Below are 26,924 nucleotides of genomic sequence, written 5' to 3' on the forward strand. Positions count from 1 at the left end.
GAACAAAGGAGATACCTTATGTTTGGATACACATTAGATGACCATGTTGAACTGCGCCCGCTTGCCATAGAGCATGCACGGGCGATGTTCGAGATTACCGATCGTTCCCGGGACCGCCTCCGCAAGTGGCTTCCGTGGGTGGATGCCGTCACCGAGGTCAACGATACCGTCAATTATATCAAAGGCGCCATGAAGCAAGCGGCCGAGAACGGCGGCTTCTCGGCCGGCATTTGGGTCCGCGAGGAGCTGGCAGGCACCATCTCGTTCCATGAGATCGATTGGAACAACCGCTCGGTCAGTATCGGATACTGGCTGGATCAACATTTCACGGGGCAAGGCCTGATGACAAGCGCATGCCGCGCGTTCACGGATCACGCGCTGATGCGCATGGGCCTGAACCGGGTCGAGATCCGCTGTGCAACGGCTAACCATCGCAGCCGGGCCATTCCGGAACGCCTGGGGTTTGTGCTGGAAGGAGTCATAAGGGAAGCGGAGAAGCTGCCCCAAGGCTATGTTAACCACGCGGTCTACGGCATGATTCAGAGCGAATGGAAGCGGATGAGGTAGCCTTTATATCCTGAACAAAACCGGCTTGAATCCCACGATAAGGACGCAAGCCGGTTTTGTTGTCTGTATGTGTTCTAGAATATAGGTCGACCATGGCCTAGAAGCTGGCAAGAACCATCGTCTCACTCCTGATTCTCCAGCAGGGTCTCCAGCCACTTGCCGAATTGCGTCTTCAGGCTAGCTGACAGCACATCGATCTCCAGCATGCGGGATAATCCGCGTTCATCCTTCCGTCCATCCTTCATCATTCGAAGCACGTCCAGCACCGTTATGCGGGAAGCATGGGACTCAAGCTGAACGATCGCAGAATCGGCACGTACGTCCCCTTCCTCCAGGACTCGAAAGTAAAACCCGCTGTAGCCCGTATTCAGCACTCTTGCCGGCATATCTTTCACGCCATGCTTTTGCGACAGCTTAAAGCAAGGATATCGGGGCTGGCTGACCTGTACCACAGCGTCGCCTATCCGGTATACATCCCCGATGTAGACCCGATCCTCCAGCATCCCCCGCAGCGTCAGGTTTTCGCCAAAGGCAGCATACTCCATCTGTTTGCCCAAGGAGTGTTTCCAATAAGGATAATGCTCGGAGGGGTACGCGCACACTGCCTTATCCACGCCGCCGTGATTGACGAGATCTGCCTGACCATCCCCTTCGAAATTCAATGAACTTAGGAACAAGGGACCCTCCACAGGCTGCTTATAGATTCCCGTGGACAGGTCCTTTCCCTGGTAATCAACCGTTACAGGCTTTCCCACATTCAGCGATACAATGCCTATGGTCATGGAAAATAACCTCCGCCTTCTTTTCTTTTCATCTACTATATGCAATAGCGTGTGCCCTTGTCCAGAAGCCGTTATAAGTGGCGGGCCAAATAACATAAGGCCAACCAGAAATCCCTGATTGACCTTAACATACGAAACAGCCCGGCAAGCTGCCGGACTGTTCAACCCTATGACCTTCATCTCTCTGCCGCTCGGTAACCGGCCTAGAGGGATATCATGATGTGGTCAATCATGATAAGAAGCAGCACATTAAGATATCATCGACGTAACGTCCATCCACATAAAACTCCTGAATCAGCCTGCCCTCTTCCTGAAACCCGCAGTTCCTGTAAAAAGCGAATGCGCCAGGATTGCTGGACAGCACCCGCAGCCTCAGCTTCGAAATGCCCTCCACGCGCGCCATATCCTTCACGGCATCGATCAGACGCTGCCCGATGCCCTGCCGTTGATAGGCAGGGTGAACCGCGATGTTCAGCTCCAGCACATGACGATTACTATGAAGGCTTGTGGGCGACCGGAATCCGATGTAACCGCACAGTACCCCCTCATGCAAGGCCACGAGCTGTGTGCCTGGCGGACAATGCAGAAGATAATGATCTCTTGAGTTCCACTCCAATGGGGCAGGGGCCGTATTGCGATCCCATACCAGTTCGTCGAGTTCCATGAGTGCAGCAGCATCCTTCATCTCGGAGAACCGGATGGTCAATGTCTCTTGACCGGTCTTCATCGCCATCCCTCGCTTTGATAACCATTCCCTCTATTATATCAGACCGGTTTGCTTCTTGCAGACGAGTTTCACGGGGTCAAGAATTATTGTTCATGAATACAGATGTAAATATCCACGACGCAACCGGTGTCGCCCTCTCCGGCCAATCGTTTGAAATCCGCGCCTGCAATACGAACGCCGCCTGTGCGATATCGGTTCCGGATCGTATCCGCTGCTACATCCTGCCCGTTAATCGTAATACGGGACCGCTCGGAATGATCCACGTGATAAATGAACGTTACCGCCACCCCCGCGTAGTTGAATTGGAACTCCAGGCCATCCAGCGTCTTCGGCAGGACCGGATCAATCACCAGGTCTCCTCCCGCTTCGCGAATGCCAAGCGCATTGGAAATCAACTGATTCATGTAGATCCCCGGACCGCTGGAATAAATCCGCCATCCGCCTTTGACAGGCACGCTTCCGCTCCGCAGCGCATCAAACGATTCCTGCGCTTCATAGCGCGTGTTGAACTTCCCGTCCGAGCTGCTGAAATACGCATTGCTCTGACGCAGCTCCGCATTCGACACAACCTCGGCAATGCCGATCGGGTTGATGCGCTCAAGCCCGCTCCAAACCTCGCTGCTCTTGCCGAGCTTGGCCATCGCCTCTACATAACGGATGTGCGCATGTACATATTGAAGGCCAACCTCCCGGCCAAAATTCGCCGCCTGCTCCGCCCGTTTAAAGTGCGTGCTGACTCCGCCGGCATATACGGCTGGACGGTTCATCAATCTCACGCCGTCCGGACAGAACAGCTGCTCACGGATAATCTCATAATGGCTTGCTGCCTGCTCCGGCGTCAGCAGCTCGCTGATCATGCTGCGCGTCATCGGAAGCAGCCGGTACTGGATTCCCGTTTCCTCATCGGACGGATGAAGCAGGAATTTGCTCTGCTCTTTGCTCTCCATATAGACAAAGCCGGGAATCACTTCAGAATTCAAAATATACGTATTGAAATCCCGCTGAATTCCTTCCGCGAGATCCCCCACGGCATCGGACATCGCTTGGTCCACAGGCCCCATGACCTGGGAGAACTGGTTCAAGGTCTGATAGGTCAAAGCCACCGTCCAGCTGCTGACCATGAACTGCTTCAGCTGCGCGTTAGCCGGCTGAAGCGTATCATCCCAGTCTCCGTCTCCATAAGAAGACAGATAGGTATCATGAAGGAAATGATTTTGAATATAGGCCATTTGCTTCTTCACATGCTCAAGCACGGTGTACGTCTGCTTCGTAAAATCGAAGCTGTGCTTTCTCGTGTATGGAACGGCCGACTCCAGGATGCTGTAATCGCTAGTAACGGCCAAATAATCGCCCAGCACCTTAAGCGGCCATACGATAATGTCGCCGTGGCTCTCTTCCTGCTGGATATGGGCGTACTTATCAAACATGAACCACTGCGGCCAGTTTCCGTCATCTTCATATTGGTGAGTGTATACCTCAAGCAGGATATCGCGAACCTGCTCGTATTTATGCGTAGCCATGAAATATTCAACAGGCCCTTGGCATACATCGCGTGTTCCCCACGCTGCGCCGCCATATTGTTCCAGGCCGTGCGGTACCGAATAGTGAACGAGCATGTTATGCGTATACCACCAGGCCAGCGCATTCACCTTGAACAAGCCGTCTTCCTGTCCATTCTTCAGGCTCAGATGGAACCCGTTCATGACTGACGCATAGAATGAGCGGTAACTTGCAATCTCTTCATCGGCTTCCCGCACCGCAAGCGGAGCGTTCGCTGCATCAAGGCTGCCTTGTACCGTCATGTTCCATTCCGCGCTCTCGCCAAGCTCAAGTACTGTTATGGAGGCACTGCCAGGCGCGATGTTGTTTGCCAGACAAGTTTCGTCCTTAACCTGCATATCGGCTCCCGTCACGCCAAGACGATAATGCAAATCTGTGTACACAGAAGCACTGAGTGAAGACGAATCGGCACGGAACGTCAGGCTACCGTCTTCCTGAATCATATGATAAGGAACTTCGTATTCGTTGACATCCATCGTGATCTGCATGGTGACCAGATAACGATAAGCCCTTCCACTCTCGGAACGAACTTGAAGCGTAACCTCCGGAGCCGCGGCAGACGTGAAGTTCGTAATGATTAGCATGTCACTTCCGGTCTTATAGTACCACCGTACATAGTTGAAGCCGATCTCGAACACGGACGGCATCGTCAACAGGCGGTACTCTCCGTCCATCTCCACATAAATCCGCTGACCAGATGTCTTAGGCACGTTCAGTGCATTTCGTGCATGACTCATCATTTTGTTGAAATTCGTGTTCCCCGTCACCAGCTGGGAATTAAACACGCCGTACATGTAAGAGGTTGTCGTGATGACAGGACTGCCCAGCTTCACATTGTTGCCGCTCATCAAGATATGGCCGTGCGGACGCTCTACGCGGAGCTCCTTCTCCTTCATGACGATATGCTCATAAGTATCCGTGAAGAACGAGAGCAGTTCTTCCCCGTCACGCTCCTCTTGGCGGCGTACAGGGTACAAAGCGTTCAACTCGTCTTCCGTCAGCGGCAATGTGCGCAGAGGCTCCCCGAAGCGCTCGGATCGCTCGATCCGAGGCAGGGAATTGCCCGTCTCCGTCAAGCGGCGCGCTTCAACCCGCTGCCACGCAGCCTGAAGCTCATCCTGGAATTCAAGCGTTGTGACTGCATCCGGATGATTCTCCTTAAACAGGCCGTAAAATACGAACCGTGCCGTGCCATTCAGCGTTACGCGAGGGGACTGCAGGGCGGTATAGGCAAACTCATATTGATATACCTCATTCGGCAGGCCCTCCTTGGATAAAGCCTCAGCCTGGTTCGTCTCTTTATAAGAAAGGCCAAAGAACTGAAAGCCATCCGTTCCATACCCCACCGTAGAAGTCAGCGCTCCTTGTTGAAGATAGGGGAATACGTCTCCCTGCGGCTGATTTTGACGGGAGCACACAACATACCCCAGATCTTCCTGCTTGAACACAGCATGGTCAATGTACTGGGACAAATAGGCCTCATTGTTACGAACGGCGCCCGGATGGGCGATGCCGATATCCTGCCCATACACGACGTCGGCTTGAATCCCTTCCCCCTGGAGCTCGACGTCCCAGAACCATGCGCCGGTATCCGTTGGGGTAAACAGAACCTTATAATCTACTCCCTTGACGCTGCCTTCCCATATCATCCGGTTATCCGCATGAGTGACCACGCTGTTGGAGTGCACCCCGAGCATAGGAACGGCCTCGATGCCGCTTTCGGTATGGATTCTCAGAAACAAATTGTTGAGGGCGCCATCAATCGAATTCGAGAGCAGCTGATTGATCATCGTCGTGCCGTAAGTGGCTTGATAAAGATCACCGCTAGGCAAAAAAGAAAACGTCAATTCTCCCGCCTGGAGTACCATCTTTGCATCGTTCATTACATGATTGGCTGTCACAAGTTTCACTTCCTATTCTGCATAAATGATGTTAGTCGTGTTATTTCCGAAGCCGAAAACGTCTGGTCTCCGTATCCCGGCTATTCTTTCCGACCATGATGTCGAACTCGCCCGCATCGCTGGTGAAAGACAAATCCGAGTGATGATAACGCAGCTGTTCTTCGGTCAGCGTAAACGTGATTTCCTGTCGTTCGCCCGGCTGCAGCAGCACCTTGCGGAAAGCCTTTAGCTCCCTGACAGGCCTAACGACCTCTCCTGATCGGTCGCGGACGTACAGCTGGATCACTTCTTCACCGGCCATATCGCCGGCATTCGTCACCGAAACCGTAATTTCAAGCGGCTGATCCGGGAACATTTCATCCGCCGACAGCGTCATCTTTCCGTAAACGAATTCCGTATAACTGAGGCCGAATCCAAACGGAAACAGCGGCTCATTCGGAATGTCCAAATATTGCGATACATAGCGTACCTGCGCATCGGGCGCATCCTTCGGACGGCCGGTATTAAAATGGTTGTAGTATACCGGCACCTGTCCCACGGAATAAGGGAACGACATGCTGAGCCGGCCGGAAGGATTCGCCTCGCCCGTCAGAAGTGCAGCTATGGCCGCCCCGCCTTCACTTCCCGGGAACCAGGCTTCCAGCACGGCCTCCGCTTCGTCCAGCACCCCATGCAGATCCAGCGGACGACCGTTGAACAATACGGCAACCATCGGCTTCTCCAGCGTTTTCAAATGCTGAATCAGCTCGAGCTGCGGTTGTGGCAGCGTTATAAACCCACGGCTGCCCGCTTCGCCGCTCATCTCGGAATCCTCGCCCAGCGCAAGCACAATCACGTCGGCTTCCTTTGCTGCCTTCATCGCCTCTTCCAGCTGCTGCCTGGTCATGGCGTTCACGCCGCAGCCTTCGGCCACCGTCAGCGCGCCGGAAGACAGCTTGGAGCGCAGTCCCTGCTCCAGCGTTACCGCGTCTTCTTTTGAGCCTGTCCAGGACCAGGGGCCAAGAATATCGCCGCTGGCAGCGAACGGGCCGATCAAGGCAACGCGCTGCCCGCCGCCCAGCGGCAGCAGGGAGTCGTTCTTCAGGAGCACGCAGGATTTCGCCGCAGCTTCCCGGGCCGCCTGTCGATGTTCCTCGCAGAACACAATCTCCCGTTCCGCCTGCGGATCAGCCCCCCGCACAGGGCGCTCGAACAGTCCAAGGCGCTTTTTCAAAGACAGAATACGCAGCACCGCTTCATCAATAAGGCTCTCGTCCACCCGTCCATCGCGTACCATGTCTGGTAAATGATGAACATAGCTGGACGTCATCATCTCGATGTCCACGCCCGCTTCAATAGCTCTTAACGCTGCCTCTGCCTCATCCTCCGCTACCCCGTGTGGAATTAGCTCTTTGACCGCTCCCCAGTCGGAGATCAGCACGCCCTCAAAGCCCCATTCGCGGCGCAGCAAATCGCGCATCAGCCGTTTATTGCCCGTAGCCGGTATGCCATCCACGGTATTAAAGGCGGTCATGACCATCTCGACACCCTCATCCAGCGCAGCCTTGTACGCAGGCAAGTAATATTCCCGCAGCTGACGCTCGGACATGTCCACCGTATTGTAATCGCGGCCACCTTCGCCTGCTCCATATGCGGCAAAGTGCTTCACGCAAGCAGCCAGCCGGTTAAGATCCCCGCTCAGATCATCCCCTTGGAAGCCTCTGACAAAAGCTCTGGCAAATTCACTGTTTAAGTAAGGGTCTTCACCGGTCGATTCCATCACCCGTCCCCAGCGGGGATCGCGCACCAGGTCCACCATCGGTGCAAAAGTCACATGCAGGCCGGATACCGCGGCTTCGCGCGCAGCGATTTCCGCACTCCGCTCCGCAAGGCCAGGGTCCCACGAGCTCCCCATGGCGAGCGGCACCGGAAAGATTGTTTTAAAGCCGTGAACGATATCGGCCATCATCAGCAGCGGAATTTTCAATCGATTTTTGCACAAATGTGCTTCTTGTACGGCTATCACTTCCTCCGCACCCGCCAAACCTAGCACGGAGCCGGCATTACTTACGATGTCATCGGTGATGCCAAGCGACTCCATCGGTCCTGTAATCTGCCCCGATTCTTGAGCACCTTCGAAAAAAGGGACGGCCAGTTGTATAAGCTGCGCAATTTTTTCCTCCAGCGTCATCTGCTCTACCAGAGAAAGTAGTTGTTGATCTGCCATTTCCCATCCTCCTTTGTCATTGCCATTCACTTTACAGTTAATTCGAAACGTTTTGATTTCCCCGAAAGCGATCAAAGAATCCCTGAAAATCATATATCTTATAAGTGTTTTAACTTAAAAATCAACAATTTTAAAAAAGAGGAAATCAGCACTTATCCGCGTATTAAATCGAAACGTTTCAATAAATGCGAACAAAAAATTCAGGGCAGGGGCAGCCAATCCAGCACCCGCTGAATTTTGCGATCCCAATATCCCCACTCATGACCACCGGGTTCTTCCTCGTAGGTGATATGAAGCCCCAGGCTGTCCGCATAGTGTCTAAAGGTTTGATTATCGTTATACAAAAAGTCTTCCGTTCCGCAGCACTGATACAACATCGGTTTATGGCCTGTATATGCCGCGAATTCCGAGGCTAAGAACAGTAAATCGTCCCGGCTTCCTCGCAATCGATCGACGCTTCCAAACAGGGTACGGATTTCTGCCTCCTGAAAGCCCGGTCCTGCAGCGCGGCTGGCGAGATCCAGCCCACCCGATAGGCTTGCGCCTGCCGCATAACGATCCGGATAACTCATGGCCAGCTTGAACGCTCCGTAACCCCCCATCGAAATTCCGGCGACAAAGGTATCTTCCCTTCGCCCGGACACCGGAAAGAACGACTGAACGAGCCGTGGAAGCTCCTCGCTCAGGAAGGTAAAGTAAGGCAAGCCGTTTGCCATGTCCATATAATAGCTTCGTCCGACTCCCGGCATCACGAGCGCGATGCCTTTATTCTCGGCATATCGTTCGATGGACGACCTGCGCATCCATTCGGTCTGATCCGCTCCTCGTCCGTGAAGCAAATAAAGCACCGGCAGTTTCGAAGAAGAACCGTACGGCAGCAAAGCGGCTTGCGGCAGAAAAACCTCTATGCCGGTAGACAGCTTCAGTGCTTCGGAATAAAAATCACACGTGATCCATGCCAAGTTCCTCATCTCCAATCCGGTCCATTAATTCTCTACTTTGCTCTTCCCTGCAGATGCCCGTTCCATCATTTCGGTCGTCAGCATATAAGACTGCTTCACGGATTCGCCGGCCAATATCTGAAACAGCAAATGGGCTGCAAGCGAGCCCGCCTCGCTCTTGGGCTGCTTGATCGTGGTTAGCGGCGGATTCACGTATTCGGCTAATTGAATATCGTCATATCCGATGACAGATACATCATCCGGCACCGATATCCCGCTCTCCTCAAAAGCCTTCAACCCTCCAATGGCCATCTCGTCGTTGCCGTAGAACACCGCCGACGGGAGCGCCCCCTGCATAATCATCATCTTGGTCGCATTGTAACCGCCCTCGCGCACGAAGTTGCCGCTGAGACGCCATTTCGACTGTTCCTCCAGCCCTGCCTCGGCAAGTGCCCGTAAATACCCCTGATAACGCAAATGGTTATCGTACGAATCTGACGAACCGCTGATGTATGCCACATGCCGATGACCGTTCTCAAGCAGATACCGGGTAGCCGTGTATCCTCCTTGTTCCCCATCGACCAGCACATTGACCAGGTATTCGCTGCACAATGGACGATCCATCACGACAATCGGAAATTGGGGACCCGAGGTCTCGATCAGAACTTCATCCCGGATATTAGGTGCAAGTATGATGGCACCGTCCGCCCTTTTCTCTCTCAAAAATTTAACCGCCGTTGAATCTCTGCCACCCATCGAACTGCAGGCGATCAGATCATATCCGTTGGTTAAAGCTACCTCCTGTACGCTTCGAATCAGCTCGGAATAATAAGGCCCGGATAGATCCGTCAGAATAAGAGCGATTGTCTTGGTGCGGCTCCGCTTCAAATCCATGGCAAATCCGTTCTTCCGATAATTCAACTGCCTTGCTGCCTCGAGCACCTTTGATCTTGTCTTGGAACTCACTCTGCTGTCGCCGCTTAACGCGTATGAAGCCGTTGACAAGGCGACTCCAGCGAGCTTTGCCACATCCTTAATCGTTGCCATTTCCTTACGCCCCTTCTACTACTTAAAAAACTCTATCTATTTTATTTCATGCCAGAGATCGTATATCCTTCAATAATATGTTTTTGGAAGAAAGAAAATACGATGATAATCGGAACAACCATAAATGCAGCGCCTGCCATCTGGAGGCCGAAATCAGATCCGTGCTGTCCTTTCAGAAGCTGCAGACCCACCGAAAGCGTATAAAGCTTTTGGTCATTTGCCATGATGAGAGGCCACAGGAAACTGTTCCAAGCGCCGATGAAGGCCAAAATCCCCTGTACCGCAAATACCGGCTTCGTGATCGGAACGATCAACTGGAAGAAAATCCGCAGCTCTCCCGCTCCATCCAGCCTCGATGCTTCAATCAGATCCGTAGGGATCGTGGACATGAACTGACGGAAGAGGAAAATACCGAATGCTCCGACCAGGCCAGGCAGCACAATACCCGCCATCGTGTTAGTCAATCCCATGGCATTAATCAGCAGGTAGACCGGAATCATGGTAACCTGTCCCGGAATCATCATCGTTGCCAGCACGAGATAAAACAGCTTCTTGTTGCCGGGGAACTCGTATTTAGCGAATGCATATCCTGCAAGCGCATTGAGGAACAGACCGACAAAAGACCAGAACACAATGATAAGCGTATTTTTCAGGTATACGATAAAGTCCAGCTTCGTAAATAAATCCACATAATTTTCAATCGTAAATTCTTTCGGTAATAACGTCGGCGGAACTGCCGTAAATTCATTTTCCGGCTTGAATGAGGACGTGATCATCCAGATAAACGGAATCATCATCAGCAGTCCTCCTGCAATGAGCAGCACCGTCATGACTGTTTTCTCAATTCTTTTAGCTGCCATACCCTGAGCCTCCTTCAGTTACGATACGAAAACATCGGTTGAACCTGAATCTTAATATTCGACATCTTTTCTCTTGACTGCGAATTGTACGACCGTTACAGCGATAATGATGATGAAGAGCACAAACGATCCTGCAGCCGCATAACCAAAATTGCTAAGCTGGAAGCCATTGTTATAAATAAAGAGGGCCATCGACATCGTGGAGTTCAGCGGTCCGCCCTTGGTCATAACCAGCGGCTCCTCGAAGAATTGAATCCAGCCGATCAGCGTCGTAATCGTGACAAAGAAGGTAGCAAAGCTAAGGAGCGGCACCGTGATGTACAACAGTTTCTTCCACTTGCTTGCACCATCGATCTCCGCCGCTTCATAATAGGAGCGTGGAATGCCCTGCAGCGCAGCAAGGAAAATGATCATATTGAGACCAATCGATTTCCATACGGCAAGAAGAATCAGAGATAACTTGGCAAGTGTAGGATCATTCAGCCATTGCTGTGCGGGAATACCAAACCAGGATAACATATGGTTAAAGAGGCCGTAATGGCTGTTATACAGGTATCCCCAAACAACCGCGACCGCCACAATATTCGTAATGGAAGGCATATAATAAACAACGCGGAATGTCTTAAACAACCATCCCGTGCCATAGTTAAGCAGCAATGCCGCACCCATGGCAAGCATAACGACAAGCGGAACACCGATAATAACATAGAACATGGTGTTAAACATCGATTTCAGAAAAACCGGATCTTTAAATACATTCATGAAATTATCGAAGCCGACGGCTTCAATATTGGAATAGTTGGCGAGACCCGCCAGGTCGATATTCGTGAAGCTGATGACAAGCGCAATGATGATCGGAATGATTGAGAACGTCATAAGCAGCACCAGTGCGGGCGCAATAAACATATAAGGATACTTATATTGGTTAAAGCGCTTGATAAAGTTCTGCAATGTCATTCACCTCCTGCAAGTGTGGGTTTCTCAATATAAGAATAACGCTCTTTGGAAGCAGTCAGGCTTGTTTCATCCTTCGAAGAAACAAGCCGGGCTGCGTTAAGACGCACTCTTATTTTTTGTTTAGAATTTCAGTAGCTTTCTGATTCAGAAGATCCATTTCTGCTTTGATGTCAGCGCCGCCAAGCGTAATTTTCTCAAATGCGGCAATGGCTTCTTGGGAGATAGCATCCCACTCCTTAATGAACGGAACAGGCTTAGCGCTTTCGAGCTGTTTTCCGAAGGTAGCAAAAATCGGATCTTCAAAGCGTTGGTCTTCCCATGCACTCTTAACAGCAGGTAGGTTTTTGGCCACATCATAGTTGGTCAGCTGCGATTCTTTTTCACTCATGAAGGATATGAATTTAACGGCTTCATCTGCATTTTCGGTTGTGTTGAATACCGACATGTTAGCTCCGCCGAGGAACGATGCATTGTTTTCTTTAGCTGGAAGTGTCGTCGTAGCCCATTTGCCTTCAATCTCAGGCGCTTTGTCTTTAACGCCCTGAATCATCCAAGGACCGCTGATAAACATCGGGAATTGCCCGTCTTTAAATGCGGCAAACAGATCCAAATCGCTGGCAAGCGGCGTCATACCCGTATCATAGAAGCTCTTCAGGTATTCCATGGCTCCCATGAATTCCGGCTCGTTAAAATGCGGGGTCCGGTTCTCATCGATCATATCGCTTCCATTCTGCCAAGCAAACATGGACAGATAGTTCATATCTTTAGCATCAATGGTGATTGCGTAATTGCCGTCTCCTCTAGCTGCCAGTTTCTTACCGGCATCCTTCATTTCATCCCAAGTCTTAGGACCTTCCGGATAGCCTACTTCAGCCAAAATGTCCGTACGGTAGAACAGTACGCGCGTTTCCACATACCATGGGATGCTGACAACCTTGTCATCATAACTCATGGTTTGCACAGCACCATCAAAATAATTTTCTTGCTTCAAGTTTGGATACTGTTCAAGATACGGCGTCAGATCGAGCAAAGCTCCAGCCTGAGCAAATTCCGGAATCCAGGTTGTTCCCATCTGCACGACGTCCGGGCCGCTTTTGGATGCAACCGCTGTAAGCAGCTTGTCATGGGCACTGCCCCAAGGAATCAATTGAACGCTTACCTTAACGCCTGGATTCTTCTCTTCATATTGCTTAATCAAGGTTTCGTCAGACGTATCACCCATCAGCCAAACTTTTAGTTCCTTCTTGCCTCCACCGCCTTCGCTACCTCCATCTGCTTTCTCAGACCCGCCCGAGCATCCGGCTAATACGACGGAGAACACCAGCAATGCTGCCAACGTCCACAATATTGATTTTTTTCTCATTCTACATTCACCCCGTTTTTAATGTTTACCACCATGCGAAACGTAATGCAAAACCCAATTGAAAGCACTTACTTCGAAACGTTTCGATTTTATTCGAAAAAATAAAGACGCCGGATAAAGGTTGCTTCTATAATCCTACTGTCTCTTCATTCCCCCTATAAAGCACCTTTCCATGGTTATCCTAGGGATAAACAGGCTGTTTTGTGTTCATAATAAAAAGATTGCTTGCTTAATTACTTTAAAAAACGCATTCTGTTTTGAAACGTTTCGACAAGTTCATTATAGCTCCCCCTGAGAGCGATTTCAATATCCTTTTTATTTTTTTGTAAGGCGTTTCTTTGACAAGTGGTGTAAGCCTTAAACTGTAGACAAAAAAAGCAGTAAGCCCCGAAGAAGGCCTGCTGCTTAATCCTATATCCTGAAATTATATCAACTATTAAAACTTCGACTATGCGTTAAGGTGACCTGCATTCTTGTCATGAGCGTCGTGATGAAGCGAGATGTACTTACTAATCCGGGCATGTACGGCAAATGACAGGAATGACAACACGGCAACACCTACAGCCAACCATGCCACCGGCGTCAACCCGCCGGCGTCATACATCGATCCCATCGCATAAGGCCCAATCACCCGGCCTGCGGCACCCATGCCCCCTGTCACGCCGATATAGAACGGAGCCGCTTGTCCTGCACGCTCCGAGATAAAAGCCGGAATCGCAGGCGAAATCAGCATCTCCCCCAATGTGGCCAGCACCATCGCAAGGATCATACCCGGATAACTGTGCACCGTCACAATGACGACATAAGCTGCCAGATAGAACAAAGCGCTTGCCGTCATCTGACTGCTCTCCGTACGGGCCGCCCAGCGCTTGATGGCATTCGTGAGCGGCTGCGCGGCAAAAATCAGGATCCCGTTCAGCGTCCATAAATATCCGTAAGCCGTCTTGGACATCCCCTCCGAGATGATGAACGGAGACACCCCTGTGTTCCAGATGGAATTACCGAACCACAGGAACAGAGAACCCAATCCCATAAAGAGATAGATTCGGGTGTTCCCGAGCAATGCCCAAGCCCCGGGGCCCGCCGGCAGCGGATTCTTGGGCTGGGGATGATGGGACCCTTGCGATACGCCCGTTCCGCCCAGTTTCGTCAGGTAGGACAGGAAGAAAATCGCAAATCCGAAGGACGTGACGCCGTTTAAGACAAAGCTTAAATGATACGATATCTCCGCCAGGAAACCGCTCATAGCCGTTCCCAAGGCTACGCCGATATTATTCGCAACATATATGACATTAAACAATTCGCCCCGCCGATCGGCAAACCGAAAGCCGATAAACGCTTGAATGGCCGGCATCGATATCGCGTTACAGAATCCGATGAAACCCATCATCGCGATGAACAAGCCCCATAATCCATTAATGAACGGAAGGGTGAACAGTCCGAGGGCATTCAGCAGCAGCGAGCCCACAATGAGCTTTTTCACCCCAACCCGGTGGTACAGCGCACCGCCAAGGAGTTGACCGGCAATTCCCCCCATGGACTGAATCAGTATGACAAAACCCGCATCCTTCATGCTGCGTCCCAGTTCATCGAATACATACATCGTTGTCAGCGGCCACATCAGGGACCCGCCTGCCGAGGCAACGAGACTTGCAACAAGAAAACCTTTTACTTCCTTAGGGTACTGCTCCAACCATTTCATGTTTATTATCTCCCAGCAGCCTCGCAGCAGTATATTTACGCATATAACCTAAAATAGCCCCACAAAGTGGAGCCTATGCTCCGATGCTTATTCCAAATACTTTGCGGGGACCCCAAAAAACTTTATAAATTCTAATATGTTAAAAAAAAGCCCGTGCGGGCTTTTTCTAATTATTCTTCAAAAAAGAGGCGAGCGCCATCTTTTTGCTGTCCCTATAATCCTGTAAGAATGAACATTGCTTGTCACTTCTTATCGCCCAAATCCTAGTATCGCTTGAGAGATCCATTTTTAGCAAGCACACTCATTGACGCTTTACCATAACAGCGAATGCCGGCCGCTATTCGTCATATTGACCCTTCCCTAACGAATCTCGGACACTCACTCGGATTTCCCGGCTGCAAGCGGCGAGGCCCTTCTTTAAACACGTTCGGAAGAAGGGCAGCTCGTCGAGGTATATTAGCATTACTGCCGCTTCACCTCGACCACCGTTGAGAAGAAGGTAGCCCCTTCACCCATATCCGACAGCCTGTCGGGTGTAAGGGCATTGGCGCGCTGCTTACGGCCCTCGCCTTCCCACCACAGGCCTTGGCTGACTACAGTGCCCGGCAGCATTTTATCCGTTACCTTGGCCCGAACTTCATAGGTTCCGCGGTCGTTGTATACCGTAACCATGTCTCCGTCCTCTATACCGCGTTCCTCTGCATCCTCTGAATGGATCTGCAGGGCTGGCTCCTTCTCCAGCTTCTGATGCTTCTCCACATTCGCAAAGGTCGAATTCAGGAAGTTGTGGTTCGGCGGCGAAATGAACATGAGCGGGTATTTGTGCCCGCGGCCGCGCCTTACCCCGTCATAACCTTCCTTGAGCGGCACGTAGGTCGGAAGAGGCGGAAGACCTGCTTCCTCCAACTGCGCGGAGTATAGCTCGATCCGGCCCGAAGGCGTCGGCAAACGATCCAGATATGTTTCAAGCGGCGTCATGTCAAGCTTCACATAACGCTGTTCCTTTAGCTTGTCCAGCGTGACGCCGTTCAGATAAGGATTATCCGGGAAGTCGAGCGCTCTTGCCATCATCTCCTCTTCCGTCTCATGGAAGGCCGGGTCAGTGAACCCCATAGCCCGCCCCAGCATGGAGAACAGCTCTACATTGCTCTCGCTCTCCCCAAGCGCCGGAATGACCGGCTCCTGCAGCTGAATGTACTGATGCCAGTAGGAAGCGAACAGGTCGGTATTCTCGAATGAGGAGGTTGCCGGGAGCACGATATCCGCATATTTGGCCGTATCCGTCAAAAACAGGTCATGCACAACCGTAAACAGATCCTCCCGTGCAAACCCTTCCCTTACCCGCTCGGTGTCGGGAGCTACAACCAGCGGATTGCTGCAATAGACAAAGACCGACTTAATCGGTTGTTCGGTCATGGTAAGCGCCTCGCCGATCCGGTTCATGTTAATCGTCCGGGCATCCGGATTCGGCCGGAGATCGGGACGTTCGAGCGCGTCGCTGTCCATGCTGTTGTAGCCGCCATTCGATTTGGCGGCCCCTCCGCCCCGCTTCAGCCATTGTCCGGTCAAGGCCGGAAGCGCCGCGATGCTGCGCACCGTCAAGCCGCCATTGTCGTGATGCTGAAGGCCGTTACCGATATGAATATAGGAAGTATCTGCCCGGCCGTACAGCTCGGCCAGCTTCTCGATATCCTCAACTGGAATTCCGGTAATGGAGGATACATGCTCCGGTGTATAGTCTTTCACATGCTCACGCAAGGCTTCATGACCGATTGTATACTGCCGGAGGAATTCCTCGTTCACCATCCCGTCACGGAACATGATGTGCATGAGACCGACGGCCAGTGCCGCATCCGTGCCCGGAAACAGCGGAATGAACCAATCCGCCCATTGCCCCGTCTGGTTCTTATGCACGTCGATTACAATGACCTTGGCACCGGCCTTGCGCGCTTTCTCTGCCAACACCACCTGATGCATATTGGTGCTGACGATGTTGCCGCCCCAGACGATGATGACATCGGCATGGACGGTATCCTCCGGGACGGTGCCTCCATTAAACCCCATAACGGATTTCCAGCCCTCATTGCCTGCGGAATTACAGATCGACTGCTTCAGGCGGCTGGCGCCCAGCCTGTTGAAGAATCTCCGATCCATGCCGTCCACGCTCAATATCCCCATGTTGCCGTAGAAGCTGTAAGGCAGAATGCTCTCAGAGCCATGCTCCTCGATCAGCTTCTTGTAGCGTTCGGTAATCTCCTGAATCGCTTCATCCCAGCTGATTCGCTCGAAAGCCCCCTCGCCCTTGGGCCCTATCCTCCGCAGCGGATAAAGCACGCGCTCCGGATGATACACCCGATGTGCCATATTGCGGACTTTATTACAGATGGCTCCCTGCGTAATCGGATGATCCCGATTACCGGTAACCTTCACGATTTTTCCGTTCTCTTTATGCAGCAGCAGGCCGCAAGTATCGGGACAATCCAACGGACAGACCGCCGGAAACACGCCGTTTTCCTGATGTATCATCGCTTCAGTCATTTCGTTCATTCCCCCTTGTACACGCTGAATCATATCCCTTTATCTTAAAAGAAAATCAGATCTCCAGTAAAGTCTTACATTTTTTTCTGCATCAGTGATTCACTCTACTTCCTTCCGGGTATATTCCTATCAAGAGCAACGAAGAGGAGCCCAGACCCTTTCTCTTCCTTGCCGAATCATGGACCACTCCCAAAAAATTCGCCATGCCCATGTCTCCTCCCCCGAGACCGGCATGGCGAATTTGTTTGTACAGCATTACTGTATCGTAGAGATATGATTATTACGACGGTGCCTTACCATTTTAAAAAATAGCGGGCTTGTTCCCTGCGACTTATACAAGGAATCCGCTCCGCCAACAACGTTAAAAAAGCTGCGATCATCCGATCCCTATTCTTAAGGGAGCGGTCGATCGCAGCTTTTTTTCTCCGCCTTTGCTTACCAGGCTTCTGGATATCAAGAAACATTTTGCGCAGAATGAACCTGTTGAGCAGTGCCGGTAGCTGGCGAAGACGACAGCGCCGCATCTTGTTCACCGCGAGGAATGTCCTCAACCTTATCATTCTTCTTCAAATATACGGTCCCGTAGGCAGCTCCCACAAACAGCGCGCCTCCGACGAAATTGCCAAGCCATACCGGAATAAAGTTTATCAGATACTCACCCCAGCTGTAATACCCTTCAAATATCGCTGCGGGAATGAGGAACATGTTGGCCACCACGTGCTGAAAGCCGATGGCTACAAACGCCATCGTCGGAAACCAGATCCCGAGAATTTTGCCGCTCATCTGGTCCGATCCGTAGGACAGCCACACGGCGAGAGCTACGAGCCAGTTGCAGCCGATACCCGACAAGAAAGCCTGCAGGAAGCTGTCATCCAGCTTGTGTCCCGCCATGTCCACCAGCTTCTCCAGATAAACGCCGCTGCCTGTCAGACCGGTCACATGACCGAAGAAGTAAGCGACGAACAACGCCCCCGCCATATTGCTTACCGTGACGAGAGCCAAATTCCGCATCATCTCCATCGTGGATATCCGCTTCTTGAACCTGGCCAGGGACACGGCCATCATGTTGCCCGTCAACAGCTCTCCGCCTGCGAGCAATACAAGAATCAGTCCGACAGGAAATATCGCCGCGCCTATAAAACCGGCGATGCCTCCCCAAGCCTCAGACGCCCCGGAAATCACGCGAATATCCAGCAAAAAGCCGAGCGCGATAAAAGCACCCGCCAAAAATCCTAATATCATAACGTTCATGGCGGAGTTATGTGCTTTTTTTACCCCGTTCTCCACGGTGATCTCCGCAATGCGATCAGGTTTGTAATAGGCCATGGCCGCTCCCCCATTTCTCCCGCATTCCGTCCTGAGAATCTCTCGAATGCAGCTTCTGATGTTTCTGTTACAGTTACCCATATTGTACCGCAGCCTACTAAGCAAGAACGTGAATTATATCACGACCATGTGCGTCAGGTTCGGACCTCCTTGTATCCTGGCTGGTTGATCACGTTTTAGATCGAGCATTCGTTCGATCCGAGCCAGCGGTACATATAAAAAAATGCGGTGCCCGGAGATAATCCCGACACCGCTTGGTTGGTGCTTTTACCAGCCCTCTTGTTCTAAACCAGCAAACTTATGCCAGTTTACAAGCAACACGTTCTAAACCAGCAGCATATGCCAATTTATCAGCAACATGTTCTAACCACTATCCCTATGCCTCGGCGACAGTCTCTACCCTAACAGGCGTTTCCTTTTCCTGAGCCGGAACGTTCGAGATCGGAAGCTTCATGCTAATCAAGGACGACAGCAGGAAGAGCGCGCCTGCCGTAAAATACACAACCACAATGGAGGTTACCGACATATACCATCCCGTAAACCCGGAGCCGATGAGCAGCATACCGGTAAACATCGGCGTCATCACGCCATTCAGCCGACCGATGAATTTCTCTTCCACCTGCTGCATCATCACGGCCATCAGAACCGTCTGCGCCATTGCCATCAGCACCCCGGTTGCGAAGCGCATCGTGCCGGTCAGGATCGGCCACTGGGACAGCACCTCGACAAAGGTCGAGAGGCCAAGGAAGGCAAGCCCGGCGAACAACAAGTAGTTGCCTTTCACTCTCCCCGCAATGACAGCAGCCAGCACGCCGCCAATTAACATGCCTAGGCCCTCTAGCGCAGTAAACCACTGAACGCTGGACATTGACAGCTGTAAACGCTCCGTGATGACAAAGATATCAAGCGGCTGAACAAGTCCACTGCCGAGCGCCAATAAAACGTAGACCACCAGCAGCACCTTCAACAGCCGACTGGAACCGATATAAGTGAAGCCGGCCTTCATGTCCTTCATAAAGGAACCGGTCGATTCCGAATTGTTAGAGGGTTCATCCACACTGGAAGGAAGAAACATTAGCACAATCGCCGAAGCGCCGAATAGAACCAACAAGCTGATTAATGATGCCTGCAATCCAAAAGCTTGATAAATCGTCGTACCGACCATCGGTCCCAAAATGATGAACAGCGACATCGAGGTCTGGGACAAAGCCGTGGCCGCGGGCACATGCTCATCCGGCAAGCAGCGCTTGATGATCTTCATAGACGAAGGCTGCGAGAATTGGGATACGACAGCCGAGACCAGGGTCACCGCAAACACGGCCTGCCAATATCCCGCATACACAACAAACAGGATAAGCAGTATGGAGAAAAAGCTTAGAATGTCTCCCCAGATCATCGTTCGCTTGGGGCGCCAACGGTCCGCCAGCACGCCGCCAACCATAGAGATCACAAAGATCGGCGCGTATTCAATTACGGTAAGCAGCGATACGGCGATCGGGTCATGGTTGCTCTTTTCCATAATGAAGAACAACAGTGCCATGTTGCGGATCCAGATCCCGATATTTTGCATAAAATCCGAAACCATCAGCAGCACGAACGCGCGGTTGCCAAACAAATGCCTCATGTTTCATCCCCCTAAGAAAACCGACTATTCGGTTTAATTATATATGCGGAAACGCCCACCCGCTTGCAATCAACAGAAGCGTTTCCGATAAATCCTTCAAACACTACGATCCTTGGCTCGATAAGACACCGTTTAAAAATAACGCAACTCCCTTGTGGTATAGCTGCCTTGATTCCTCCTGAGACCGTTCGTAGTACGAAACCGACAACCCGTCCAGTAGCGATCCGAAGATAACGGCTATTTCGTCGATATCCTCTGCCGCTATCCGTCCCTCGTACGCTCCCTCCGCTAGAATCTCGCGGTAGAGCGTACGCGGACCTTGAAAGATCGTCAGGATCTCACCCACAATCGTTTTATTCTCCGGCTGATTGATATAGAATTCCTCCGCGATCTTAGTGAGCGGATTCTGGAAGTCATCGACCATATGATCGGCAATGCCATACAGCTTCTCCTCGAAGCTGGCGTAACGGGCTTTTTTATCATTCCAGGCTTCCATCCATTCCTGATTCTGCTTCGCCAGCAGCTTGACGAACAAATCTTCCTTGCTCTCAAAGTGATAGTAGATGCTTCCCTTACTGGCACCCGTATACTTGACCAGTTCATCCATGGATGTTGCTGCATACCCGCGCTGGATGAACAGTTCCTTTGCTTTATCCAGAATCATGTCCCGCTTTCGCTGCGCTTTTTCTGAAGACATCGACGTAAGCACTCCTTGCTTGGAAATAATAGTCCGGAATTCACGTACCAAAACCTGATTCTCTTAATAAACATAAATCTGTGAAGATGATGAACACCGCTCACAGCTAAAAAACCGACTGTACGGTTTAATCATACTGAAAACATTCCCGCATGTAAAGCAGCGTCTTCACAATCACATCGAAAAAAGGACCTTGCCTAAGCAAAATCCTTTCATCATTCGTACATCCGAAACCAATATTATTTTTTTATTCCACTGCCCAAATGGCTCTTCCTTCTTTCATCGGATCGCCATAACTCAGCTGCAGTCCCTTAACTCCCTGCTTCACTTCGTACGGTATTTCACCTGTCAGCTCGCCGCCTGGGGCAATGGTACCGTCCAGCATTTTCACGTCATCCGTAATGGGAACCGTATAGTTAAGATCGCTCGAATCCGTCAGGGAAAAAGATAGCGCCGAAGAGATGACCAGCGGCTCCTGGCCATTGTTCTTCACGGTAATGTCAACCACCTTAAACGTATGGCCGGGCTGGGGCTTCAAGTATTCATCGCCTTCGGATTCGCGTACGCCGTTCAGCGTAATGACCGTGCCGTGATAATCCACCGTATCGCCCACCGCGGCAGGTTCGCCGATCGGCTTCACCTCTGCGTTGTCGGCCGGTTGGTCCTCATCTTGGGTTGGTTCCGCAGGCGGCTGCTCTTCAGACGTCCCCGTCTGAGCTGTCCCCTCACTGTCCACAACAGCCGGCGGAGTCTCTGCGGGCGGAGCAGCCTCATCATTGGAACAAGCCGCCGTCAGCAGCATGGAGAACAATACAGCCGAGGCCAGCATTACTTTTTTATTCATACTTTATCCTACCTCCTGAAAGTCGATATCTACATGTCCGGATATTTTCCAATTCGCTGTCAAAATCCATAATCCTTCAAAAACAAGAAAAAGACCCCCTAATCAGGGAGTCTTCTTGGTAAAAGGATTACGAATGTACCGGTGTTTTCGTTTCGACCGCCGGCAATGCCTGCAGTCCAGCCGTGTTAAGGAAATTCCACGGTTTGTTGTAATGCGGCTGGAAGAAGAAGTCGATGAATGCCAATTGATCAATCGTCATCCGATTCTGTATGCAAACCGACAGCGTGTTAATGGATTGCGTCATATCCACTTTGGAAATGACCTGTGCACCAAGCATCCGGCGGCTGTCTTGCTCATATACCACCTTCAGCGTAACCTCTTCGAAGGTAGGCATGAATTCCGGACGGTAATGATCCGTAATAGTAACCGCCTCCACCTTCAAGCCTTCGTCCTTGGCGGCTCCTTCGGTTAATCCCGTCGAGGCTATGTTGTGTTCGTATATTTTCAATCCCGACGTACCTTGCGTTCCCATATATGGGGTTGTCGGCTGCACAAGGTTGCGTGCAACGAGCGTGCCCATCCGGACTGCGTTAGTAGCCAGTGGAATGTACATCATTTTACCGGTCGGGTTATAATGCACAGAGCAGCAATCGCCTGCTGCATATACATCCTGCTTGCTGCTTTGCATATATTGATCGACGACGATGGCGCCATTTTTCAGCATCTCCACCTGCCCCTTCACCAGCTCCGTATTCGGACGGAAGCCGATGCAGAGGATCACGAGATCCGTGTCGATCTCACCTTTGTCGGTGATGACCTTGTTCACCTTACCATCCTCGCCTTGGAAAGAAGTCACGGTTTGACCCAGGGCCATCTCAATCCCTTTTTCACGGAAGGATTCCTCGATCTTGCCGCTAAATTCAGGATCCAGATATTTGTTTAGAATGCGGTCGGCACTATCAATCAGCGTAACCTGCTTCCCGTTCTGCTGGAAGGCTTCAACCAGTTCCACGCCGATATAACCGGCGCCGACAACCGTAATGTGTTTCGCTTCCTGCGCTTTTTCAATGATCGCATTGGAATGATTGTAGTTTTTGCAGAGCAGAATATTATTCAGATCGATGCCTTCAAGCTTCGGTACGATTGGCCATGATCCGGTTGTGATAATCAGTTTATCATAGGCATCATCAAAAATTTCCTGTGTGACCAGGTTCCGAACTTTCAAGCTTTTCTTATCCGTATCCACCGAAATGATCTCATGCTTCATCTTGGTTTCAACACCCAGCTCGTCGAGCTTCTGAGGCGAAGAGTAGAACAGACCGTCAGGGTCTTTCACAACGCCTCCAACGTAAAGCGCGATGCCGCAAGACAGGAATGAGATGTTATCATTGCGTTCATAAACGGTGATCTGTGCTTCCGGGTAAAGTTTGGCGGTATTCACGATGGCGGACGTTCCTGCATGGGTACAACCGATAACTGCTACTTTCATGGTTTTTCCTCCTCCAAGTATGAAGCTGTATATTTGATTAAGATGAGCTCTTTTGCCTGGATTCATGCTTGGTAACGCTTGTTGAGCATGAATGTGGTGACTGGTAATATTATTTGTGAATGTTTTCACTTCATGCCTTTATTATAATGTGATTAATTTCACAGTTCAATAGGTAATTGCATTATTCACACATTGTTCATAATTTCACATAGTTGGAATGATAAAAGATATTGACCTAAAGTTTATGATGTTCTCATCGCTAATACTAAGATTAGATCAAGAATACAGGTTCCGTATCAGGGTAAGCTATAAGAGTCCAGCCTCATGAAATTCAAGCATTCACCCTATCCTATACGTTCTGCCTTGGAGGATCTTGCTTAGACTGGTCTACCGGAATGTGCCATGAAAATAAAAAAAAGACTGTTCTCCCCAGAGGAATATCCCCGAAGAAAACAGCCCTGTTGATGTAATCGTTACTTTCTGCCACTAGCCAAGCAGAGATTCAATGGCGCCCTTCATCGATTCCGGCGTATCTCGCGGTTCGAATCGCTGAACCACCTTGCCCTCGCGGTCTACCAGAAACTTTGTGAAATTCCAAGCGATCTCTCCGCCTTCGTTCGGTCCTGGCTGCTCGGATTTTAAATATTGAAATAACGGATGCGTTTCTTCCCCGTTCACGTCAATCTTCGCAAAGATTGGGAAATTCACGCCATAATTCAATTGACAGAATGATTCGGCCTCTTCACTTGTACCCGGCTCCTGTCCGCCAAACTGATTGCACGGGAAACCAAGAACCTGCAGTCCTTGCTGGCTATATTGGTCATACAGCTGCTGAAGCTCTCCATATTGCGGCGTAAGTCCGCACTGGCTTGCCGTATTTGCAATAACCAGAACCTTGCCCGCATACTGATCGAGCGAGACTTCCTGACCCTTGGTATTTGTTGCATGATATTCGTAAACTGACATCTTCGAATCCCTCCCGGCTTTGTTTTGAATGGATGGCATGCTTCCAAGCTCTACAGCCTAGCCAATCTCCTTCCATCATATCGAATAAATCGTCTTAAACCAAATTTTAGCCCAACGCCTCTACCCCACAGCCCGGAAATCCATTATGATGAATGTATAACCTCTTCAAACAAAATTTACATAGGCTAATAACAGCTGTTTAATCAGCAAGTAAGCAGGGTAATGATTTAAGGTTTGGAGACATATTGCAATATTCCGTAATTCAACAATTGTAAGTGAGGAAAAGAAATGAAACTGTATCCCGAAATGTTTATATCCCCATGGCATCTCATTGTCATTGTGCTGGCACTGATTGCCTTCATCGGCTTAATCAAAGGGGGGTATGACCGAAAGACCGTGCTTCGCAGCACAGGGTTATCGACGCTGGCCTTCTATTTTATACTGACGATCCCCATTGGTCTTATCACCCAGGAATCGCTTTACAAAAAAGAAACGATGCTGACCGATTTGGATCAGAATTTTGAGGACAAGAAGGCGGGTTCCGAGCTCCAAAGCTTTGAAGACTACATCGTGGTCCATGCTGGCGCCTATAAAAACGAGGATGATGCGGATATTGAGATCTATGCCGGGAACTACCATGAGAGCCAATCCTTTCATGGTCACATCACCCTTTTCGTGTACGATAAGAACGATGATGAAGTCTTCACCGAGATGTACAAGAACGTGACCCTCGCCCCCGGCGAGAAGAAGAAGCTCGACACCGCCTTTACCAGCCAGCCTATGGAAACCTACAGATACCGATACGAAACGCACCCCCAAATGTGAAGGGTGCGTTTTCTCGTTTTCGTATTAAGTTGACAGATGGTCTCCGGGCTGGATCCCCGGCTTATCGTTTTCAGGAAGAGGCTGATACGCCCCCGGCATCGGCGGCAGATTCTTTGCATCCCGACCTTTGCGCACATGCCGGATACCCAGATAGAAGAGACCGACCACAGGCAGTGACAGCATCGCTATAGCAAGGAGTATGCTGGACATTTGGTACGAGGGATCCGTTTCGATCTCGGAAAAATCCAAAAACATAAACGATATAAAGGTAATCAACGAGAACATGATGATCTGGAGCCAGCGCATCCATTTCACCAGGAAGAAGAACAGGATCGCGGAGATTGCAACAAGTAAAATGGGAACTAACGGCTGTTCCGGGTCTGCGTTACCCAGCTCTGCCTGGCGCGTCAGCCAATAACCGATAGCGAACTGAACCGGAAAAATCAGCCAAGCCAGCAAACCGGTTCCACGGAAAGCCGATCTTCGCTTTTGCAGCGCCTCTTCGTACTCGAGGAGTTTCATCTCGTATTCCAGCTGATTAAGCTCCTCTTCCGTCAATTCCCGGTCTTCCTCCTCATTTTCCTGTACCAGACGGTCCAGGTAAGGCCGGAATTGCCGCTCCATATTGCCATCAAATTCAGCACGCTCTAAATCCTCGTCCTCGCGAAGCAAAGACGCAACCGATTCATCCCCAAGATCATGAATGATGATAGAAGTCAGATATAAAGGAATGTCCCTTCTGCCAATAACCTCCAGCCACCGGTTGGCCTCCATCGGATCCGTGAAAGGAATGGCCACCGCCCGTTCCGTCTGCCCTTCTCCCGCGACCAGATACATAATCGGCATTAACTCCGCCATAGGCACGGATTCGGTCATTTTGCTCTTCTTATAAGCATAACTGAATTGAAAGATGTATCGACCATAGTATATTTCCTTGATGTCACCGATTCTAAGGCTCCCCTTCAGGGAGTCTTTCGTTTCCGGGTCCCATCTCTCATATTCAATAAAATCTTCGTATAACAAATACTCGTCCAGATGCGTATTGTTCCAGATATGCCCTTTCAGGCTTCTGGACAGACGAATCATCATGAAGATACCGGCGGGTATGGCAACCAGACTCATCCAGGTCCAGACATTGGCCCAGAGGTACAGCAGCATCAAGGGACCCAGTGTCAGCGCTAGGCCAAGCAGTATTCCCAGCACGTGCATTTCAAATGTAATCACCCAATAAAAAGGCTGCATCTTGGGCTTTCTCTGCTCATGAATCACCAGAGACATTCAGGCAACTCCCTCCTACTATTCTTTCATTTGTTTCTATGGCTCACATGTAACGAGGACATTGGGGATCAAGATTGGAGCAGTTCGCAGGATGTACCAAATAGTATGTTAGGCCAACGATAGAGCGTGCGTCCGGCAGTGCGACAAAAGAGCTGTAATTGCAAGTCTTGCCGGGCGATGGAGCGGCGTCCCGCGTTCACTCGAAGTCTAACCTAACGGACTCAGGAGACCTTATTTCGCAAAAAATGGGGTTTTAAGCGAATCGAACGGACAGGAGATCCGTTATTCATCTGGAAAGACGATATTTCGGCTGTTTTCAGGCCAAATAACGGCTCTGGTGTCCGCTATAACGATAAATGGACCTCATTACAGGGAAATAACGTATCTGATGTCCGTTAGCCTCGGCGTTCAGTGGGGTTCTGGTCATCGTCATAGCGATTACGTTACACCTAGGTACCATTTGGATTGCACCTAGATACCATTTCATTACACTCATATACCATATCGTTGAACTTAGATACCATATCGTTGGATCAGATACCATATCGTTGGACTCAGATAGCATTTCATTGGACTCAGATACCATTTCATTGCACCTAGATACCATAACATTGCCCCAGATACCATATCGCTTGCGCACCTAGATACCACATCATTGCACCGCACCTCGATATGATACCGAAGGCGGAGGCGAATCAGCACGTCTAGCTTGCATGCATATTAT

At 50.7% G+C, this 26,924-nt stretch carries 20 protein-coding genes; 2 read left to right on the forward strand and 18 right to left on the reverse strand.

Translation table 11 applies throughout. The annotated features are described in order from the left end of the window. Positions 1-18 precede the first annotated feature (18 nt). The gene (locus ACQKPA_RS13780) at positions 19-567 is read left to right on the forward strand and encodes a GNAT family N-acetyltransferase (RefSeq protein WP_113059576.1); all 549 of its coding nucleotides are present in this window, start codon (positions 19-21) and stop codon (positions 565-567) included. 122 nt (positions 568-689) lie between these two features. Here ACQKPA_RS13780 and ACQKPA_RS13785 read toward each other — a convergent pair whose 3' ends face one another. From ACQKPA_RS13785 to ACQKPA_RS13865, 17 genes are all read right to left on the reverse strand, one after another. After that, positions 690-1,349 carry an MOSC domain-containing protein gene (locus ACQKPA_RS13785; RefSeq protein ID WP_427493038.1) on the reverse strand — a complete coding sequence of 220 codons (660 nt, stop codon included), beginning with the start codon at positions 1,347-1,349 and terminating at the stop codon, positions 690-692. Between the two features lie 229 nt (positions 1,350-1,578). Then, positions 1,579-2,076 carry an N-acetyltransferase family protein gene (locus tag ACQKPA_RS13790; protein WP_427493040.1) on the reverse strand — a complete coding sequence of 166 codons (498 nt, stop codon included), beginning with the start codon at positions 2,074-2,076 and terminating at the stop codon, positions 1,579-1,581. A gap of 83 nt (positions 2,077-2,159) precedes the next feature. Next, complete coding sequence (locus ACQKPA_RS13795) at positions 2,160-5,537, reverse strand: GH36-type glycosyl hydrolase domain-containing protein (RefSeq protein ID WP_427493042.1); 3,378 nt, start codon at positions 5,535-5,537, stop codon at positions 2,160-2,162. Between the two features lie 40 nt (positions 5,538-5,577). Then, positions 5,578-7,743 carry a glycoside hydrolase family 3 N-terminal domain-containing protein gene (locus ACQKPA_RS13800; RefSeq protein WP_427493044.1) on the reverse strand — a complete coding sequence of 722 codons (2,166 nt, stop codon included), beginning with the start codon at positions 7,741-7,743 and terminating at the stop codon, positions 5,578-5,580. A gap of 200 nt (positions 7,744-7,943) precedes the next feature. Then, entirely contained in the window at positions 7,944-8,705 is a 762-nt protein-coding gene (locus tag ACQKPA_RS13805) for an alpha/beta hydrolase (RefSeq protein WP_427493046.1), read from the reverse strand. A 24-nt stretch (positions 8,706-8,729) separates the two neighbouring features. Beyond that, positions 8,730-9,731: a LacI family DNA-binding transcriptional regulator gene (locus ACQKPA_RS13810; protein WP_216534396.1), complete on the reverse strand. Its 1,002-nt coding sequence runs from the start codon at positions 9,729-9,731 to the stop codon at positions 8,730-8,732. 41 nt (positions 9,732-9,772) lie between these two features. Beyond that, entirely contained in the window at positions 9,773-10,591 is an 819-nt protein-coding gene (locus ACQKPA_RS13815; RefSeq protein ID WP_100540992.1) for a carbohydrate ABC transporter permease, read from the reverse strand. Between the two features lie 51 nt (positions 10,592-10,642). Then, complete coding sequence (locus ACQKPA_RS13820) at positions 10,643-11,530, reverse strand: carbohydrate ABC transporter permease (protein WP_427493564.1); 888 nt, start codon at positions 11,528-11,530, stop codon at positions 10,643-10,645. 127 nt (positions 11,531-11,657) lie between these two features. Beyond that, entirely contained in the window at positions 11,658-12,911 is a 1,254-nt protein-coding gene (locus ACQKPA_RS13825; RefSeq protein WP_427493049.1) for a sugar ABC transporter substrate-binding protein, read from the reverse strand. A 448-nt stretch (positions 12,912-13,359) separates the two neighbouring features. Beyond that, positions 13,360-14,613, reverse strand: a complete 1,254-nt coding sequence (locus ACQKPA_RS13830) for an MFS transporter (RefSeq protein ID WP_427493051.1) — start codon at positions 14,611-14,613, stop codon at positions 13,360-13,362. Between the two features lie 462 nt (positions 14,614-15,075). Further along, entirely contained in the window at positions 15,076-17,151 is a 2,076-nt protein-coding gene (locus tag ACQKPA_RS13835; protein ID WP_427493053.1) for a molybdopterin-containing oxidoreductase family protein, read from the reverse strand. A gap of 453 nt (positions 17,152-17,604) precedes the next feature. Beyond that, positions 17,605-18,477 carry a formate/nitrite transporter family protein gene (locus tag ACQKPA_RS13840; protein WP_427493055.1) on the reverse strand — a complete coding sequence of 291 codons (873 nt, stop codon included), beginning with the start codon at positions 18,475-18,477 and terminating at the stop codon, positions 17,605-17,607. A 376-nt stretch (positions 18,478-18,853) separates the two neighbouring features. Then, positions 18,854-20,101 carry an MFS transporter gene (locus ACQKPA_RS13845; protein ID WP_427493057.1) on the reverse strand — a complete coding sequence of 416 codons (1,248 nt, stop codon included), beginning with the start codon at positions 20,099-20,101 and terminating at the stop codon, positions 18,854-18,856. A 103-nt stretch (positions 20,102-20,204) separates the two neighbouring features. Continuing rightward, the gene (locus ACQKPA_RS13850; RefSeq protein ID WP_427493059.1) at positions 20,205-20,798 is read right to left on the reverse strand and encodes a TetR/AcrR family transcriptional regulator; all 594 of its coding nucleotides are present in this window, start codon (positions 20,796-20,798) and stop codon (positions 20,205-20,207) included. A gap of 247 nt (positions 20,799-21,045) precedes the next feature. Then, the gene (locus tag ACQKPA_RS13855; protein WP_427493061.1) at positions 21,046-21,642 is read right to left on the reverse strand and encodes a DUF4352 domain-containing protein; all 597 of its coding nucleotides are present in this window, start codon (positions 21,640-21,642) and stop codon (positions 21,046-21,048) included. Between the two features lie 127 nt (positions 21,643-21,769). Next, entirely contained in the window at positions 21,770-23,131 is a 1,362-nt protein-coding gene (locus tag ACQKPA_RS13860; RefSeq protein WP_427493063.1) for an FAD-dependent oxidoreductase, read from the reverse strand. A gap of 486 nt (positions 23,132-23,617) precedes the next feature. Then, positions 23,618-24,097 carry a glutathione peroxidase gene (locus tag ACQKPA_RS13865; protein WP_427493065.1) on the reverse strand — a complete coding sequence of 160 codons (480 nt, stop codon included), beginning with the start codon at positions 24,095-24,097 and terminating at the stop codon, positions 23,618-23,620. A gap of 288 nt (positions 24,098-24,385) precedes the next feature. Between ACQKPA_RS13865 and ACQKPA_RS13870 the strand changes: the two genes are divergently transcribed. Next, positions 24,386-24,922 carry a hypothetical protein gene (locus ACQKPA_RS13870; RefSeq protein WP_427493067.1) on the forward strand — a complete coding sequence of 179 codons (537 nt, stop codon included), beginning with the start codon at positions 24,386-24,388 and terminating at the stop codon, positions 24,920-24,922. 24 nt (positions 24,923-24,946) lie between these two features. Here ACQKPA_RS13870 and ACQKPA_RS13875 read toward each other — a convergent pair whose 3' ends face one another. Further along, complete coding sequence (locus ACQKPA_RS13875) at positions 24,947-26,200, reverse strand: hypothetical protein (protein WP_427493069.1); 1,254 nt, start codon at positions 26,198-26,200, stop codon at positions 24,947-24,949. Positions 26,201-26,924: the final 724 nt, after the last annotated feature.

Source organism: Paenibacillus sp. NPDC093718 (assembly GCF_050279985.1).
Taxonomy (GTDB): domain Bacteria; phylum Bacillota; class Bacilli; order Paenibacillales; family Paenibacillaceae; genus Paenibacillus_AQ.